The sequence below is a fragment of the Streptomyces sp. NPDC030798 genome, from assembly GCF_055572275.1.
The window spans coordinates 31,340-47,898 of the sequence record NZ_JBVIDR010000021.1; the positions used below are offsets into that span (position 1 = coordinate 31,340).

A 16,559-nucleotide genomic window follows, 5' to 3' on the forward strand; every position below is an offset into this window, starting at 1 on the left:
CGGTGATCGCGGTGGGGGCCGCGTTCGCCGCCGTCGCCCTTTTCGTCGCCGCCTGCGGAACGGGCGGCACAGGGGCCCGCGACGAGGGCCCGGCCCACGCCTCGGCGGTGGCGGGCGCCATCGCCTCGCCCAGCCCGAGCCCCTCCGGCCGCTACCGGCGGGTGGACGCGGTGGCGCTGGTCAAGAAGGACCCGGTGGTCTCCGCCACGGTGAAGCGGGAGCTGAAGCCGTGCAGCGGCGACCACTACCCGGTCGACGTCTCCTACGGCGATCTCACCGGCGGCTCCGCCAACGACGTCGTCGTCAACGTGCTGACCTGCGGCGACTGGGTGGGCATCGGCACGTATGTGTACCGGGCCGTCGGCGGGTCGTACAAGAATGTGTTCAAGGCGGAGGAGTCGCCGGTCTACTCGGAGATCGACGGCACCGATCTGACGGTGACCCGGCAGGTGTACGACACGGACGATCCAGTCTCCAACCCGTCCAGGGAGACCGTGATCACGTACGCCTGGAAGGCGGGCCGGTTCGCCCAGATCAGCAGCCACGAGACCGACTACAGCAAGGTGGGCGGGGACGCGTCGCCCGCGGACGGCTGAGCCCCGCCCCCCACACACGCCCACCACGAGGACTGGAGAGCACCGGGATGGCAGACCAGACCCACGTCCTGTTCGTCGAGGACGACGACGTCATCCGCGAGGCCACCCAGCTCGCCCTGGAGCGGGACGGCTTCGCGGTCACCGCCATGCCCGACGGCCTGTCGGGCCTGGAGGCGTTCCGGGCGAACCGGCCGGACATCGCGCTGCTGGACGTGATGGTCCCGGGTCTGGACGGGGTCAGCCTGTGCCGCCGCATCCGGGACGAGTCGACCGTGCCGGTGATCATGCTGTCGGCGCGCGCCGACTCCATCGACGTCGTCCTGGGCCTGGAGGCGGGCGCGGACGACTATGTGACCAAGCCGTTCGACGGCGCCGTACTGGTCGCCCGGATCCGGGCCGTGCTGCGGCGCTTCGGGCACGCGGGCGGCAGCGCGCAGTCCGAGGCCGCCGGGGAGGCGGTCACCGGCGGGATGCTGGCCTTCGGGGACCTGGAGATCGACACCGAGGGCATGGAGGTGCGCCGTGCCGGGCAGCCGGTGGCGCTCACCCCGACCGAGATGCGGCTGCTGCTGGAGTTCTCCTCCGCGCCGGGCACCGTGCTCTCCCGCGACAAGCTGCTGGAGCGGGTGTGGGACTACGGCTGGGGCGGCGACACCCGGGTCGTGGACGTGCATGTGCAGCGGCTGCGGCAGAAGATCGGCCAGGACCGCATCGAGACGGTCCGCGGCTTCGGCTACAAGCTGAAGGCCTGAGCGGGGCGGCGGCATGCGGGGGATTTTCCGAGGCCCGGTCCGGCGCATGGAGCGCGCGGGCCTGCACACCGGCCTCAGATGGAAGCTCAGTGCGGCGATCGCGCTGGTGGCCGGGCTGGTGGCGATCGTACTCAGCCTGGTCGTGCACAACGCCGCCCGGGTCTCGATGCTGGACAACGCGCGCGACCTGGCCAACGAGCGGGTCCGGATCGCCGCGCGCAACTACGAGCAGAAGCGCGGCCCGAACTTCCCCAACATCAAGATCGACGATCCCGAGCTGCCGGCCGCGCTGCGCGAGAAGGTCGAGGAGGGCCGCCGGGCCAGCGACGTCATCGACCACGGCGGGGTGCCGGACATCTGGGCGGCCGTGCCGACCAAGGACGGCCGGGTGCTGTCCCTGCACAGCAACGTGCCGGACCGGTCCACCGATGTGATGAACGACCTCGACCAGGCGCTGGTGATCGGCTCCGTCGCGGTGGTGCTCGGCGGCAGCGCGCTCGGCGTGCTGATCGGCGGGCAGCTCTCCCGCCGGCTGCGCAAGGCGGCGGCCGCCGCGGGCCGGGTCGCCAAGGGCGAGACGGACGTGCGGGTGCGGGAGGCCATCGGCGGGGTCGTACGGGACGAGACCGACGATCTGGCGCGCGCGGTGGACGCCATGGCGGACGCGCTGCGGCAGCGGCTGGAGGCCGAGCGGCGGGTCACCGCGGACATCGCGCACGAGCTGCGCACCCCGGTGACGGGCCTGCTCACGGCCGCCGAGCTGCTGCCGCCCGGTCGCCCGACCGAGCTGGTGCTGGACCGCGCGAAGGCGATGCGCACCCTCGTCGAGGACGTGCTGGAGGTCGCCCGGCTCGACGGGGCCTCCGAGCGGGCCGAGCTGCAGGACATCATGCTGGGCGACTTCATCTCCCGGCGGGTGGCCGCCAAGGACTCGGAGATCACCGTACGGGTGGTGCACGAGTCGGAGGTCACCACCGATCCGCGGCGCCTGGAGCGGGTGCTGTTCAACCTGCTCGCCAACGCGGCCCGGCACGGCCGGCCGCCGATCGAGGTGACCGTCGAGGGCCGGGTCATCCGGGTGCGCGACCACGGGCCCGGCTTCCCGGAGGAGCTGCTGGCCGAGGGGCCGAGCCGTTTCCGCACCGGCAGCAAGGACCGCGCCGGGCAGGGCCACGGGCTGGGCCTGACCATCGCGGCCGGCCAGGCCCGCGTCCTGGGGGCCCGCCTGACGTTCCGCAACGTCCGCCCTGCCGGCATCCCCGCGCACCTGCCGGCGGAGGGCGCGGTGGCGGTCCTGTGGCTGCCGGAGCACGCCCCGACCAGCACCGGGAGCCACCCCATGCTGCCGTTGTCGGGGGGCGGCAGCTGAGCGGGTCCGGACGCCGCCCCGCTGCCGCCCGGAAGCCCGCTCGATGCCGTGCGACCGGCTGTGGGGGACTGTGCCCCGCGGATCAGCTCCAGCGCTGGCGCGATGCGCCCGAGTCGGAGTCGGTGCGGACGGCTCCGCTGATCGACACCTCAAGGGTGCGGCCGGTGGCCTTGTTCTTCAGCCGCCAGCCCGAGGAGTCCTTGCTCTCGTACCACTTCTGGTAGTTGCCGCCGTTGCACGTGCCGACGTACACGGCGCCGTCGCTGTTGCTGTCGAGGCACTTGCCGGTGAGGTGGTGCTTCATGGTGTAGCTGCCGTCGGACTGCTTGTTCTCGTCCCACTTCATGCTGGCCCCGGTGGCGGAGGTCGTACGGACCTTGCCGTTGAAGTACGCCAGGTACTCGCCGTTGCTCTTGTTCTTCCAGGTGACCGCGTGGTCCGCCGCGAACGCCTGCCCCGTGCCTGCGAGCGCCAGCGCCGGAGCGAGCACCGCCGCGGCCACGAGCAGCTTGATACGGCCCTTCTTCATGGTGTTCCCCCTGCAAAGGTCGAATGCCGAATCGGGCGACAACACGCCGAATCGATCATTGAGGTCGCTGCCACGCTAGCCGCGCGTGATCACCTGGGCAACGCCATAAAGGGGGCCCGCAAAAGGGAGCAGACCCCCGGGGCGGACACCAACCGGGGGTCTGCGGCTCGCAGTTCGGGCCGGGAAGGGCTCAGACGGCCTCGATCACCTGCAGGGGAGCCACGTCGTCGCCGTCCTGCGCGGAAGGCTTCTGCGGCCCGCCCTTGAGGGGGACCTCCGTCACGAACAGCGCCGCGATCAGGACGATCACCGCGACCGCCGCGCCGAGCAGGAACGCCGAGTGCGTGCCGGCGGACACCGCGTGCTGGTAGGCGTCCTTGATCGGGCCCGGCAGCTTGGCCAGGCTCTTGGCGTCCAGCGCGGCGGACTTCTCGGTCATGTGCTTGCCCAGCGCACCACCGCGCTCGGCCATGACGTGCTGCACCCGGTTGTTGAACAGGGCGCCCATGATGGCGACACCGAAGGAGGAACCGAGCGTACGGAACAGGGTCGTCGACGAGGACGCCACGCCCATGTCCTTCATCTGCACGCTGTTCTGCGCCACCAGCATGGTGATCTGCATGAGGCAGCCCATGCCGAGGCCCAGGACGGCCATGTAGAGGCCCGAGGTCAGCCGGGTGGTGCCGGTGTCCATGAGCGACAGCAGGTACAGCCCCGTGATCATCAGGGCGCCGCCGACGATCGGGAAGGCCTTGTAGCGGCCGCTGTTGGTGGTGACCCGGCCCGCGACCATCGAGGTCACCAGCATCGCGCCGAGCATCGGCAGCAGCAGCAGACCGGAGTTGGTCGCGGAGGCGCCCTGCACCGACTGCTGGTACAGCGGCAGGTACAGCGTCGCGCCGAACATCACGAAGCCGGTGATGAAGCCGATGACCGACATCAGGGTGAAGTTGCGGCTCTTGAAGATGTGCAGTGGCAGCACCGGTTCGGCGGCCTTGGTCTGCCAGAACACGAACCCGACGAGCGCGGCGACGCCGATGGCGATCAGTTCCATGATCCGTGCCGAGGTCCAGGCGTACTGCGTGCCGCCCCAGGTGGTGACCAGCACGATGGAGGTGATGCCGAGGGTCAGCAGCAGCACACCGGGGTAGTCGATGCCGGCCTTGGACCGCTTCTTGGGCAGGTGCAGTACGGCGGTGATCGCGGCCAGCGCGACCGCGCCGAGCGGCAGGTTGATGTAGAAGGCCCAGCGCCAGCCCCAGTTGTCGGTGATGGTGCCGCCGACGAGCGGGCCGCCGATCATCGCCAGCGCCATGACGCCGGCCATCATGCCCTGGTACTTGCCGCGCTCCCGGGGCGGTATCAGGTCGCCGATGATCGCCATGACGCCGACCATCAGGCCGCCGGCGCCGAGACCCTGCACGGCCCGGAAGCCGATCAGCTGGCCCATGTCCTGGGCCATGCCGCTCAGCGCGGAACCGATCAGGAAGAGCACGATCGAGCTGAGGAAGGCGCCCTTGCGCCCGTACATGTCGCCGAGCTTGCCCCAGATCGGGGTCGAGGCCGCGGTCGCCAGGGTGTACCCGGTGACCACCCAGGACAGGTGCTCCAGGCCGCCCAGTTCACCGACGATCGTCGGCATGGCCGTACCGACGATCATGTTGTCGAGCATCGCGAGCATCATCGCGATCATGAGCGCGAGCAGGACCACCCGTACGCTCTTCGGCTGCTTCTCCGGCTGCTGTTCCGGCCGGCCGGCGTTCCCCTCGGCCGGCTCCGGCGCCTGCGTGTCCGCCATCTCTCCCACTCCCCCTGGCGACTGCTACTTACTTGCCGCCCGGCTAGTTCACTACACTGGGAAGGTAGCCCCGTCACTAGCCGGGCGTCAAGTAAGTTTCCGCGGAAGCGCGAGGAGTACGAGGATGGGCGTCACCATGGACGGCACCAAGCAGCAGCGCCGCGGCAACACCCGCCAGCGCATCCAGGACGTCGCGCTCGAACTCTTCGCCGAGCAGGGCTACGAGAAGACCTCCCTGCGCGAGATCGCGGAGCGTCTCGACGTCACGAAGGCGGCCCTGTACTACCACTTCAAGACAAAGGAAGAGATCATCGTCAGCCTCTTCGAGGACCTGACGAAACCGATGCAGGACCTGATCGACTGGGGCCAGGACCAGCCGCACACGCTGGAGACCAAGCAGGAGATCGTACGGCGCTACAGCCAGGCGCTGTCCGGCGCGGAGCCGCTCTTCCGGTTCATGCAGGAGAACCAGGCGACGGTGCGGGAGCTGCGCATCGGCGACTCCTTCAAGGACCGGATGCGCGGCCTCAGGGACATCATCATCGACCCGGAGGCGTCCCTTGTCGAGCAGGTCCGCTCCGTCAGCGCGCTGTTCACGCTGCACGCGGGGATGTTCGTGATGCAGGACCTGGAAGGCGACCCCGAGAAGCGGCAGAAGGCCGTTCTCGAGGTCGCCCTGGATCTCGTCACCCAGGCGCACGAGGGCGCGCGCCGGGAGAGCTGACTCAGACCTTGACGCCGTGGTCGCGCAGGAAGACCACCGGGTTGATCGCGGAGCCGTAGTTCGGGGTCGTCCGGATCTCGAAGTGCAGGTGCGGGCCGGTGGTGTTGCCGGTGTTGCCGGACAGGGCGATGTGCTGACCGGTCTTGACGACCTGGCCGACCTTGACGTCGATCCGGGACAGGTGGGCGTACTGCGAGTACGTGCCGTTGCCGTGCTTGACGACGATGGCGTTGCCGTAGGCCGGGCCGTCGCCGCCGCCGTTGGGGCCGGCCTTGACCACGGTGCCGCCGTGCGCGGCGACGACGTTGGTGCCCACCGGCACGGCGAAGTCCTGGCCGCTGTGCTTGTGCATCCAGTGGCTGCCGCCCTGGTCGAAGCTGGCGGTGAGCGTGTACTTCTGCACCGGGTCGACCCAGGACGCGGCCGACGGCGCGGCGCTCGCGACCCCGGCTCCCAGCACGGCCGTGGCGCCGACTCCGGCGGCCATGACGGCCACGCGGGCACGGAACGAGGACGTACGGGAAGAACGGGACGTGACGCGCTGGAACATTCGGGACCTCGTGGACTCGGAGACAAAGCGACCACCCGGCGCACAGACATTCGCCGTGGTGCCCGTCATTGGTAACCCGACAGCCCACTCCCGCTCAAAGCCCCCCATCTACGGCAGTACGTAGTAGGAGCTGTCCAAAACACCCACTTCTTGACACAAGGCCCAAAGGGCACACACCCGCGTCACCAGCCGATGACGTCACCCTTCCTCAGTGAGCTAAATAACAAAAGTACCTTTTTGCCCGAATTCAAGTCTCACTATCTCACCTAGTAACGGACATTTCGCTTGTGCGCCATATCACCGGCACCCCGGATGAATGGCCGAAGAAATGTGATGCAGGCCTCTAGTCGCCTACCCATCGGTAACCCTACGGTTCCCCTCGCGTCACCCTCGCCGCAGATCATGCACACGCCAACAGGCACGCGTACGGACGTGAGAGGACCCCCACCGATGACCAGACGCTCCTGGGCACGCCGCATATCCGTCACCGCCGTCTCCGTGACGGCCCTGGCCGCGCTGGCCGCTCCCGCCGAGGCCGCCGGCACCACCCCCTCGGCCGCCGCCGGCGCCACGGCCGCCAAGGTGGACTACGGCACCTGGCAGAGGGACTGCCAGGCGGTCATGGACCAGGCCCTGCCGTATCTGAAGGACCGCATCGCCGCCGCCCGGCCCGGCGAGAAGCAGGCGATCGTCTTCGACATCGACAACACCACGCTGGAGACCGACTTCGGCTTCAGCTTCCCGCAGCCGGCCAACAAGCCGGTGCTGAACGTCGCCCAGTACGCCCAGGCACACGGCGTCTCGCTGTTCTTCGTCACCGCCCGCCCCGGCATCATCGAAGAGCCCACCGAGTGGAACCTCGAGCACGACGGCTACCAGATCTCCGGTCTCTACGTACGCGGCTTCCTCGACCTCTTCAAGGACGTCGCCGCCTACAAGACCGCCCAGCGCGTCGACATCGAGAACAAGGGCTACACGATCATCGCCAACATCGGCAACAGCGCCACCGACCTGTCGGGCGGGCACGCCGAAAAGACATTCAAACTGCCGGACTACGACGGGCAGTTGTCTTAATCCCTGCTGCCCGGAAGCAGTTGTCCGACGACACAAGGGGCTGCCCCGGGACCGAAGTCCCGGGGCAGCCCCTTGTCTGTCGCCGTGTCCGACGCCGTGCGGCCTACTCCTTGTTCAGGTTCGGGCCGCCGCCGGCCGCCTGCTCGATCGGCGGGACGTCGGGCAGAGCCGCCTTCTCCTCACCCCGGAAGGTGAAGGTCTGGGCCTCGCCCTCGCCCTCGGTGTCCACGACCACGATGTGGCCGGGGCGCAGCTCGCCGAAGAGGATCTTCTCCGAGAGGGTGTCCTCGACCTCGCGCTGGATCGTGCGGCGCAGCGGCCGGGCGCCCAGCACCGGGTCGTAGCCCTTCTTGGACAGCAGCTCCTTGGCGGACTGGGAGAGCTCGATGCCCATGTCCCGGTCCTTCAGGCGCTCGTCCACCTTGCTGATCATCAGGTCGACGATCCGCAGGATGTCGGCCTGGGTCAGCTGCGGGAAGACGACCACGTCGTCGACGCGGTTGAGGAACTCGGGCCGGAAGTGCTGCTTGAGCTCGTCCTGGACCTTGTTCTTCATGCGCTCGTAGTTGGTCTTCGTGTCACCCGAGGCCGCGAAGCCCAGGTTGAAGCCCTTGGAGATGTCCCGGGTGCCGAGGTTGGTCGTCATGATGATGACCGTGTTCTTGAAGTCCACGACCCGGCCCTGGGAGTCGGTCAGGCGACCGTCCTCCAGGATCTGCAGCAGCGAGTTGAAGATGTCCGGGTGGGCCTTCTCGACCTCGTCGAAGAGGACGACCGAGAACGGCTTGCGGCGCACCTTCTCCGTCAGCTGACCGCCCTCCTCGTACCCCACGTAGCCGGGGGGCGAGCCGAAGAGGCGGGAGACCGTGTGCTTCTCGCTGAACTCCGACATGTCGAGGGAGATCAGCGCGTCCTCGTCACCGAAGAGGAACTCGGCGAGGGCCTTGGACAGCTCGGTCTTACCGACACCGGACGGGCCGGCGAAGATGAACGAACCACCCGGACGCTTCGGGTCCTTCAGGCCCGCACGCGTACGCCGGATCGCCTTCGACAGCGCCTTGACGGCGTCGTCCTGGCCGATGACCCGCTTGTGCAGCTCCTCCTCCATGCGGAGCAGGCGGCTGGACTCCTCCTCGGTCAGCTTGAAGACCGGGATGCCGGTGGCCGTGGCGAGGACCTCGGCGATCAGCTCGCCGTCGACCTCGGCGACGACGTCCATGTCGCCGGCCTTCCACTCCTTCTCGCGCTTGGCCTTGGCGGCCAGGAGCTGCTTCTCCTTGTCGCGCAGGGAGGCGGCCTTCTCGAAGTCCTGCGAGTCGATCGCGGACTCCTTGTCCCGACGGACGGCGGCGATCTTCTCGTCGAACTCGCGCAGGTCCGGCGGAGCGGTCATCCGGCGGATGCGCATCCGGGAGCCGGCCTCGTCGATCAGGTCGATCGCCTTGTCCGGCAGGAAGCGGTCCGAGATGTACCGGTCGGCCAGGGTGGCGGCCTGGACCAGCGCCTCGTCGGTGATGGAGACACGGTGGTGCGCCTCGTACCGGTCGCGCAGGCCCTTGAGGATCTCGATCGTGTGCGGCAGGGACGGCTCGGCGACCTGGATGGGCTGGAAACGGCGCTCCAGGGCCGCGTCCTTCTCCAGGTGCTTGCGGTACTCGTCCAGGGTGGTCGCACCGATGGTCTGCAGCTCACCGCGGGCCAGCATCGGCTTCAGGATGCTCGCCGCGTCGATCGCGCCCTCGGCGGCACCCGCACCGACCAGCGTGTGCAGCTCGTCGATGAACAGGATGATGTCGCCGCGGGTGCGGATCTCCTTGAGCACCTTCTTCAGGCGCTCCTCGAAGTCACCGCGGTAGCGCGAGCCGGCGACCAGGGCACCGAGGTCCAGGGTGTAGAGGTGCTTGTCCTTGAGGGTCTCGGGCACCTCGCCCTTGACGATGGCCTGGGCGAGGCCCTCGACGACGGCGGTCTTGCCGACGCCGGGCTCACCGATCAGCACCGGGTTGTTCTTGGTACGGCGGGAGAGCACCTGCATGACCCGCTCGATCTCCTTCTCGCGCCCGATGACGGGGTCGAGCTTGGACTCACGAGCGGCCTGGGTGAGGTTCCGGCCGAACTGGTCCAGGACGAGCGAGGTCGAGGGCGTGCCCTCGGCCGGTCCGCCGGCCGTGGCGGTCTCCTTGCCCTGGTAACCGGAGAGCAGCTGGATGACCTGCTGCCGCACCCGGTTGAGGTCTGCGCCCAGCTTGACCAGGACCTGGGCGGCGACGCCCTCGCCCTCGCGGATCAGGCCGAGCAGGATGTGCTCCGTGCCGATGTAGTTGTGGCCCAGCTGAAGGGCCTCGCGGAGCGACAGCTCCAGGACCTTCTTGGCACGGGGGGTGAAGGGGATGTGCCCGGACGGGGCCTGCTGGCCCTGGCCGATGATCTCCTCCACCTGCTGGCGGACCGCCTCAAGCGAAATGCCGAGGCTCTCCAGGGCCTTAGCGGCGACACCTTCGCCCTCGTGGATGAGACCCAGGAGGATGTGCTCGGTGCCGATGTAGTTGTGGTTGAGCATCCGGGCTTCTTCCTGAGCCAGGACGACAACCCGCCGCGCGCGGTCGGTGAACCTCTCGAACATCGTTAATCGCTCCTCAGAGCGGTCAGGCAGTGGGGGGAACTTCCCCTCCCTGTCCTTCCGCAGCTTAGTCCCGCAAGCGGGGACCGCTCATTCCAACTGCCGACACCGTCGATGGCCTCCTGACCCCGAACGCCGACATCTGCTCCAACCCGATGGTGCGAGACGATGTTCCCGCAGGCCAGGCAGTTACCCCAGTCGCCAGTACGCCGATGGCGAACGTGAGACCGCCCGTGCTGCGTGTCGCCCCCTCCCACTAGGCATGTCTTACCCGCTGGGACTGACACTCCATGCGGCGCGCCCCGGTTCCCTCCGCTATGGGCGAACAACCTTGCGCCTCCCCGCACCCCCGCGCGCCCCCCTGTTCGGCACTGTCCGTACTTTCGCGAGCACCCACCGTAACCCTGAGCGCGCTTCGGCGGTTCACCTGGCATGGCTGGCTCGGCCCCTGCGACCTCCACGGTCCCCCTTCCTCGTCGCCCGCTCGATCCGGCGGTCCCCGACCTCCGGTCCTGGTACGAGAACGAGCTGGGCTGGCCGACAGTGCCCGGCCGCCCGCTACGGCTGCTCACGGGGGTCCGCTTCGACGTCCTGGACGTCCCGGCCGAGGCAGGCGAGAAGGCCCTCCGCCATCTCGCCCCGGGCTCCCCGGTGGCCCTCCAGGGCGACCGCATGCACTTCCTGGTGGCCCCGGGCAGCACGGAAGAACTGCCGGCCCTGCTGGACTGGCTCGAATGGAGCCCGCTCCCCCTGGACCTACGCCCTCTCGGCCTCCACGCCACCATCCAGGCCCCCACCCGTCCGACTCCCCCCACCCCACTCCACCGGCCCTGCTCCGACCCGTCACCCTTCCGGGCGCTTCGGGGCGGGAGCGGGGTGAGCGCAGGGGGCTGCGCCGACCGCACCGGGAGCGGGCGGGGTTCCGCCGGGGACGGGGCACCTCGGGGCGGGGGTCGCGTTTGCTGCGCGGGGCGGGGGGCGCCTTGTGGTGGGGGTCTGGTTTGCTGCGCGGGGGGTGGAGAGCTGTGGGCGGGGAGCCACGTCTGCTGCGCCGGGACCGGTTGTGTCGCGGGTCCCGCGGATTGCACCGGGGGCGGAGGGGATTCCGCCGGGGGCGGCGCCCCTTGGGCCAGGGGCCGCGTTCGCTGCGCCGCGGGCGGCGAGTTGTGGGGCGGGGGCCGCATTGATTGCGCCAGGGCGGATTACGCCGGAGGTCGCGCGGATTGCGCCGGCGGTAGGTGGGATTCCGCCGGGGGCGGGGCGGAATGCGTCGGAGGCTGCACAGACTGTGGGGGGTGCTGGGGCGAGTCCACCAGGCCCCGCTCGGACGCCGCCGGAGGCGGACGGGGTTCAGCCGGGGGCAGCGGGCAAAGGGCCGAGGGTCACGCAGACCCTGCTGGCGACGGATGGCATTTCGCCAGGGGCGCCGGACGGGATTCCGGCAGGGGCCGGCCTGATGGCGCCGGGGGCGGCGGGGAATGCGCCGAGGGCTTCGCTCACGCCGCGCGGGGCGGACGGGAATCCGTCGGATGTGGAGCCGACCGGGGTCGGGACGGCGGGGAATCCACCACGGGCTTTGTCGGCTGTGCCGGGGGCGGAGCGTGGTGTGGCGCCGTGTGTGCCGGTTTCGGCTGGGGGCGTGCCGGGTCCGCCGTTGACGGGGCGCGGCCCGTCGGGTTTCGGTGCGGGTCCCTGCAGGGGGCCGCTGTGTGGCTGCGGCCCCCCGGGCCGGGGGGTGAGGCCGAGGCCTCGTTGCCGGCGTTGCCGGTCATGGGGGGCCCGGGAGGTGCCCCCGATCTCGTGCGGCTGGTGGACACGGTGGCAGCGCAATGCCACCGGATCCGGCTGCGGCGCATGAGCGCCCGGCCGCCCGCCCGTCGGCGAGATCAGCCGTTGGCCTTCTCGTAGGCCTCGCGAATGGACGCGGGAACACGGCCGCGGTCGTTGACCTCGTAACCGTTCTCCTTCGCCCACGCGCGGATCGCCGCGGTGTCCTGGTTGCCGCCGGAAGCCGCACGCGCCTTTCCACGCCCGCCCGAGGCACGGCCTCCGGTACGACGACCGCCCTTCACATAGGGGTCGAGAAGCCCGCGCAGCTTGTCCGCATTGGCGGTCGTGAGATCGATCTCGTACGTCTTGCCGTCCAACGCGAACGTCACGGTCTCGTCCGCCTCGCCGCCGTCGAGGTCATCGACAAGAAGGACCTGAACCTTCTGTGCCACCGGATTTCCTTTCATCGAAAACGTGAGGGGCCAGGGGTGTGCGGCGTCCGCCGTTTCGCCGCCCCTGTTATATGCAGTACTGCAGTACGTCGGAAAGCAAACCGCTTTTGCCGGAAAAACACAAACCCCTGGGAGAGGCCCGGGGCCCCACCCCGGTCCGGAAACATGCGCGTTTCGGACATAGGGCACCGGGGCAATGACGATCACAGATGCAGAAGCATCCGGCTGTTGCCCAAGGTGTTCGGTTTCACTCGTTCGAGACCGAGGAACTCCGCGACGCCCTCGTCATAGGAACGCAAGAGCTCCGCGTAGACATCGGTGTCGACCGGCGTCTCCCCGATCTCCACGAAGCCGTGCTTGCCGAAGAAGTCGACTTCGAAGGTCAGACAGAAAACCCGGCGAACGCCGAGCCAGCGGGCGGTCTGCAGCAACTTCTCCAGCACCTGATGCCCCACACCGGCGCCCTTGAGCCCCGGCTTCACCGCGAGCGTGCGGACTTCCGCCAGGTCTTCCCACATGACGTGCAGCGCCCCGCAGCCGACCACCTCGGCGTTGTCGTCGCGTTCGGCGACCCAGAACTCCTGGATGTCCTCGTAAAGCGTGACCGTGGCTTTGTCGAGCAGGATGCGGTCACGGGCGTAGGCGTCGAGGAGGCGGCGCACGGCCGGGACATCGCTGGTCCGGGCCCGCCGGACGGTGATGGCTTTCGCGGGGACTTCGGGACGCTCTGCTGACATGAGCGGACGCTATCGCCCGGCGGTGTCCCCCGCCGAGCCGGGGTTCTGCTCTTCCGGGGCTTGCTTCGCCTCCCGGGCTTCCGCGGCTTCCCGCCCTTCCCCGGCTCGACCCGCTTCCCCCGCTTCCCCCGCTTCCCTGCCTTCCGGCACTTCCCGGCCTTCCGCCGCTTCCAGGGCTTCCGCGGTTTCCGGTCCCTGGACGATGCGTACGGCGTCCCGCAGGGCCTGGCGCTGTTCCTCGCTCATCATCCCGAAGAAGGCGACGAGAGCGGCGGCGGGGTTGTCGCTCTGCGACCAGGCGTCGTTCATCAGTGCGGCGGCGTAGGCGGCCCGGGTCGAGACGGCCTCATATCGATAGGCGCGCCCTTCGGCCTCGCGGCGCACCCAGCCCTTCTGATGGAGATTGTCCAAAACGGTCATCACGGTGGTGTACGCGATGGATCGTTCCTGCTGCAGGTCTTCCAGGACTTCTCGAACGGTCACCGGGCGGTTCCACTTCCACACCCGCGTCATGACCGCGTCTTCGAGTTCTCCCAGGGGTCGAGGCACGATCAGAACAATAGTGGGAGATCCCGGCAATGGCCCGCTGAGCGTGCGTTTAGGCTACGAACGCGAACAAAAAGGGCGCACGAGTCCGGGCGGTCGGCCGAGAAGTGGCCCCGCGGTCGCCCCAGCGGTCAGGCGTCGCCGCCGGCGGAGGCCTGGGAGGCGCCCTTCGCGCGCGCGAGGGCGGCGTCGACGGCCGCGTCCTCCTTGGCCTTGGCGGCGCCGCCCTGGGTCTTCACGATCACCCTGACCACACCGATGAAGAAGGCGGCCATGACGACCGGGGGCACGAGCGCGGAGACGTAGTCCATGGCTCCAGAGTAGCCAGTGGGGTTCTGTGCGCGGGGCAAGGGCTCAGCCGGCGGCGAGCTGGCGGGACTCCGGCGACTCGGAGGGGTCGGCGGGCGCGGCGGGCGGCTTGCGCCGGGGGAAGACCTCGCCCGGGGTGGGGATGGGCCGCTTCGGGGCCGCCGGTTCGCTGCCGGGACGCTCGGCCGGACGCTCCGCGGGGCGCGCCGGCGGCGACTGCCCGGGCTTCGGAGCGGGCTTCTGCGCCGGTTTCCGCGGCTCCTCGGCCTCGGCGGCCACCACCTCGCCCACGGCCCCGGGAAGGGCCCTCAGTGGCGCCCTGGACGGCGGTACGGCCGGGGCGGGGACCTTGCGGGCACCCTGGGCGAAGCGGGCCCGCAGATCCTGCTCGGCGAGCACCTGGCAGCGGTCCAGCAGGGCGGCCGCCCGGGAGTTGCCCTGCAGCGCCCGCAGCGCGGCGAGGTCGTCCGGCGTGGGCCGGTGCCCGGCACACAGGGCCTCCTCCAGGAGCGCCAGGTAGCCGGCGGCGGTGCCCGGCAGGGCGGCGCGGTACCGGCCGAGGTCGGCCACCAGGAAGGCGCGCAGGCGGGCCCCCTCGCACATCGCCTCGTCCAGGGACTGGGCTAGGCGGAAGCAGTCCTTGACGTCCTCGGCGGACGCTCGGCCGGGGTGGAGGGCGAGGGCGAGAGCGCGGCGGAGCACACGCAGCTCCTCCACGCCGAACGCCATGCCGCCGCGGGATCCGTATGGCGTGGGCATGCGGCGACGCTACCGCTAATCGGACAAAAGTGACGGATCGGGGCGGCATATGCCTGCGTGTCGCTCGTCCTTTCCCCCGACCGGGGTCATCCGGGACGCCCTGACGGCGGAGAACCGGCGCCCAGGGGGCACCGGTCCGCACGGTCGGCCCCTCGCGACCGGCCCCCTCCCAGCCGGCCCTCACATCCGGCCCTCACATCCGGGACACGTTCCGTTCGTACACCAGGCGCAGCCCGATCAGCGTCAGCCACGGCTGGTGCTCGTCGATCACCGAGGACTCGCCGAGCACCATCGGCGCAAGGCCCCCCGTGGCGATCACGGTGACGTCGTCGGGGTCGTCGGCCAGCTCCCGCGCCATCCGGTTCACCACGCCGTCGACCTGGCCGGCGAAGCCGTACACGATGCCCGACTGCATGGCCTCGACCGTGTTCTTGCCGATCACGTTGCGGGGCCGGGCCACCTCGATCTTCCGCAGCTGCGCGGCCTTGACCCCGAGGGCCTCCACCGAGATCTCGATGCCGGGGGCGATGACCCCGCCGACGTACTCCCCGCGCGCGGAGACCGCGTCGAACGTGGTCGCCGTGCCGAAGTCGACGACGATCGCCGGGCCGCCGTACAGCTCGTTCGCGGCGACCGCGTTGATGATGCGGTCGGCGCCGACCTCCTTGGGGTTGTCGAACTGGATCGGCACCCCGGTCTTCACGCCGGGCTCCACGAGCACCGCGGGCACGTCGCCGTAGTACCGCCGGGTGACCTCGCGCAGCTCGTGCAGCACGGACGGCACGGTTGCGCAGATCGCGATCCCGTCGATGCCGTCGCCCAGCTCGTCGCCGAGCAGCGGGTGCATGCCCATCAGACCCTGCAGCAGGACCGCCAGCTCGTCCGCGGTACGGCGCGCGTCCGTGGAGATGCGCCAGTGCTCGACGATGTCCTCACCGTCGAACAGGCCGAGCACCGTGTGCGTGTTGCCGACGTCGATCGTGAGCAGCATGGCCGTTACTCCGCCTCGCGCAGGTCCAGGCCGATGTCGAGGATCGGCGAGGAGTGGGTGAGGGCGCCGACCGCCAGGAAGTCCACGCCGGTGTCGGCGTACGCGCGCGCGGTGTCGAGGGTGAGCCGGCCGGAGGCCTCCAGCAGCGCCCGGCCGCCGACGATGCCGACGGCCTCCGCGCACTCGCCGGGCGTGAAGTTGTCCAGCAGGATCAGGTCGGCACCCGCGTCGACGACCTCGCGCAGCTGGTGCAGGGTGTCCACCTCGACCTCGATCGGCACCTGCGGGAAGGCCTCCCGGACGGCCTTGAAGGCCTGCGCGACACCGCCGGCGGCGACCACGTGGTTGTCCTTCACCAGGGCGGCGTCGGACAGCGACATGCGGTGGTTGACGCCCCCGCCGCAGCGCACCGCGAACTTCTCCAGCGAGCGCAGCCCCGGGGTGGTCTTGCGGGTGTCGCGCACCCGCGTCTTCGTGCCCTCCAGGACGTCCGCCCACGCGCGCGTGGCCGTCGCGATGCCGGAGAGGCGGCACAGGATGTTGAGGGCGCTGCGCTCGGCGGTGAGCAGGTCACGCGTGCGCGTGGTCACCGACAGCAGCTTCTGCCCGGCCTCGACGCGGTCGCCGTCCTCGACGTGCCGCTCGACCTCGAACTCGTCCGTGCAGACCACGGAGAGCACGGCCTCGGCGACCCGGAGGCCGGCGACCACACCGGCCTCGCGCGCGGTGAAGTCGCCGGTGGCCACCGCCTCCTCGGGGATGGTCGCCACGGTCGTCACGTCCACGCCGCCGTCCAGGTCCTCCTGGATCGCGACGTTGGCGATGTCCTCGACCTCGATCGGGTCGAGCCCGGCGGCGGCCAGCAGCTCGGCGAGGGCGGGGTCGAGCCCGCTCTCCAGGTACTCCTCGTCCCCGTCGGCGCCGCAGCCGCAGCCGTCGCCGCAGCCGCCGGTCGGGACGAGGGGAAGGTCGTCGGTGCTCAC

16 protein-coding genes and 2 pseudogenes are annotated in these 16,559 nt (G+C 70.1%); 7 read left to right on the forward strand and 11 right to left on the reverse strand.

Annotated elements, in window-relative coordinates:
• Positions 1–2 precede the first annotated feature (2 nt).
• Genes ACZ404_RS34445 through cseC form a run of 3 tightly spaced genes read left to right on the forward strand, consistent with a single transcriptional unit; the run spans position 3 to position 2,717 of the window.
• The gene (locus ACZ404_RS34445; RefSeq protein WP_468446902.1) at positions 3–596 is read left to right on the forward strand and encodes a hypothetical protein; all 594 of its coding nucleotides are present in this window, start codon (positions 3–5) and stop codon (positions 594–596) included.
• Positions 597–643: 47 nt separating this feature from the next.
• Positions 644–1,348 carry a two-component system response regulator CseB gene (gene cseB, locus ACZ404_RS34450; RefSeq protein WP_468446904.1) on the forward strand — a complete coding sequence of 235 codons (705 nt, stop codon included), beginning with the start codon at positions 644–646 and terminating at the stop codon, positions 1,346–1,348.
• Between the two features lie 13 nt (positions 1,349–1,361).
• A complete protein-coding gene (gene cseC, locus ACZ404_RS34455; protein ID WP_468446906.1) occupies positions 1,362–2,717 on the forward strand; it encodes a two-component system sensor histidine kinase CseC in 1,356 nt (451 codons plus the stop codon).
• Between the two features lie 82 nt (positions 2,718–2,799).
• Here the strand turns inward: cseC and ACZ404_RS34460 are convergent, their stop codons facing one another.
• Together ACZ404_RS34460 and ACZ404_RS34465 are read right to left on the reverse strand one after the other, a co-directional pair.
• Positions 2,800–3,246 carry an RICIN domain-containing protein gene (locus ACZ404_RS34460; RefSeq protein ID WP_468446907.1) on the reverse strand — a complete coding sequence of 149 codons (447 nt, stop codon included), beginning with the start codon at positions 3,244–3,246 and terminating at the stop codon, positions 2,800–2,802.
• A 190-nt stretch (positions 3,247–3,436) separates the two neighbouring features.
• Positions 3,437–5,044, reverse strand: a complete 1,608-nt coding sequence (locus ACZ404_RS34465) for an MDR family MFS transporter (RefSeq protein WP_468446909.1) — start codon at positions 5,042–5,044, stop codon at positions 3,437–3,439.
• Between the two features lie 124 nt (positions 5,045–5,168).
• On the opposite strand from ACZ404_RS34465, the gene ACZ404_RS34470 reads away from it, so the two are divergent.
• The gene (locus ACZ404_RS34470) at positions 5,169–5,768 is read left to right on the forward strand and encodes a TetR/AcrR family transcriptional regulator (protein ID WP_468446911.1); all 600 of its coding nucleotides are present in this window, start codon (positions 5,169–5,171) and stop codon (positions 5,766–5,768) included.
• A gap of 1 nt (position 5,769) precedes the next feature.
• On the opposite strand, the gene ACZ404_RS34475 is transcribed toward ACZ404_RS34470, so the two are convergent.
• Positions 5,770–6,318: a M23 family metallopeptidase gene (locus ACZ404_RS34475; protein ID WP_468446913.1), complete on the reverse strand. Its 549-nt coding sequence runs from the start codon at positions 6,316–6,318 to the stop codon at positions 5,770–5,772.
• A 450-nt stretch (positions 6,319–6,768) separates the two neighbouring features.
• Here ACZ404_RS34475 and ACZ404_RS34480 point away from each other — a divergent pair, with 450 nt between their 5' ends.
• On the forward strand, positions 6,769–7,392 hold the full coding sequence (locus ACZ404_RS34480) for an HAD family acid phosphatase (RefSeq protein ID WP_468446915.1): 624 nt from the start codon (positions 6,769–6,771) through the stop codon (positions 7,390–7,392).
• 103 nt (positions 7,393–7,495) lie between these two features.
• Here the strand turns inward: ACZ404_RS34480 and ACZ404_RS34485 are convergent, their stop codons facing one another.
• Positions 7,496–10,015 carry an ATP-dependent Clp protease ATP-binding subunit gene (locus tag ACZ404_RS34485; protein ID WP_468446917.1) on the reverse strand — a complete coding sequence of 840 codons (2,520 nt, stop codon included), beginning with the start codon at positions 10,013–10,015 and terminating at the stop codon, positions 7,496–7,498.
• A 429-nt stretch (positions 10,016–10,444) separates the two neighbouring features.
• Between ACZ404_RS34485 and ACZ404_RS34490 the strand changes: the two are divergent.
• Positions 10,445–10,822: pseudogene (locus ACZ404_RS34490) on the forward strand (SCO3374 family protein); the annotation flags it as partial.
• Positions 10,823–11,671: 849 nt separating this feature from the next.
• Positions 11,672–11,920: pseudogene (locus ACZ404_RS34495) on the forward strand (SCO3374 family protein); the annotation flags it as partial.
• Here the strand turns inward: ACZ404_RS34495 and ACZ404_RS34500 are convergent.
• The 7 genes from ACZ404_RS34500 to nadC all read right to left on the reverse strand — a co-directional run bounded on the left by ACZ404_RS34500 (position 11,899) and on the right by nadC (position 16,559).
• Positions 11,899–12,234: a histone-like nucleoid-structuring protein Lsr2 gene (locus ACZ404_RS34500; RefSeq protein WP_030751806.1), complete on the reverse strand. Its 336-nt coding sequence runs from the start codon at positions 12,232–12,234 to the stop codon at positions 11,899–11,901. The pseudogene ACZ404_RS34495 and the gene ACZ404_RS34500 overlap by 22 nt on opposite strands.
• Before the next feature lie 203 nt (positions 12,235–12,437).
• A complete protein-coding gene (locus ACZ404_RS34505) occupies positions 12,438–12,971 on the reverse strand; it encodes an amino-acid N-acetyltransferase (protein ID WP_467930839.1) in 534 nt (177 codons plus the stop codon).
• Positions 12,972–12,980: 9 nt separating this feature from the next.
• The gene (locus ACZ404_RS34510) at positions 12,981–13,484 is read right to left on the reverse strand and encodes a BlaI/MecI/CopY family transcriptional regulator (protein ID WP_468447035.1); all 504 of its coding nucleotides are present in this window, start codon (positions 13,482–13,484) and stop codon (positions 12,981–12,983) included.
• Positions 13,485–13,648: 164 nt separating this feature from the next.
• Positions 13,649–13,828 carry a hypothetical protein gene (locus ACZ404_RS34515; RefSeq protein WP_468446920.1) on the reverse strand — a complete coding sequence of 60 codons (180 nt, stop codon included), beginning with the start codon at positions 13,826–13,828 and terminating at the stop codon, positions 13,649–13,651.
• 43 nt (positions 13,829–13,871) lie between these two features.
• Positions 13,872–14,555, reverse strand: coding sequence for a hypothetical protein (locus ACZ404_RS34520; protein ID WP_468447037.1), 684 nt, complete (start codon positions 14,553–14,555; stop codon positions 13,872–13,874).
• A gap of 223 nt (positions 14,556–14,778) precedes the next feature.
• Positions 14,779–15,576, reverse strand: a complete 798-nt coding sequence (locus ACZ404_RS34525) for a type III pantothenate kinase (RefSeq protein WP_468446922.1) — start codon at positions 15,574–15,576, stop codon at positions 14,779–14,781.
• 5 nt (positions 15,577–15,581) lie between these two features.
• Entirely contained in the window at positions 15,582–16,559 is a 978-nt protein-coding gene (gene nadC, locus ACZ404_RS34530) for a carboxylating nicotinate-nucleotide diphosphorylase (RefSeq protein WP_468446924.1), read from the reverse strand.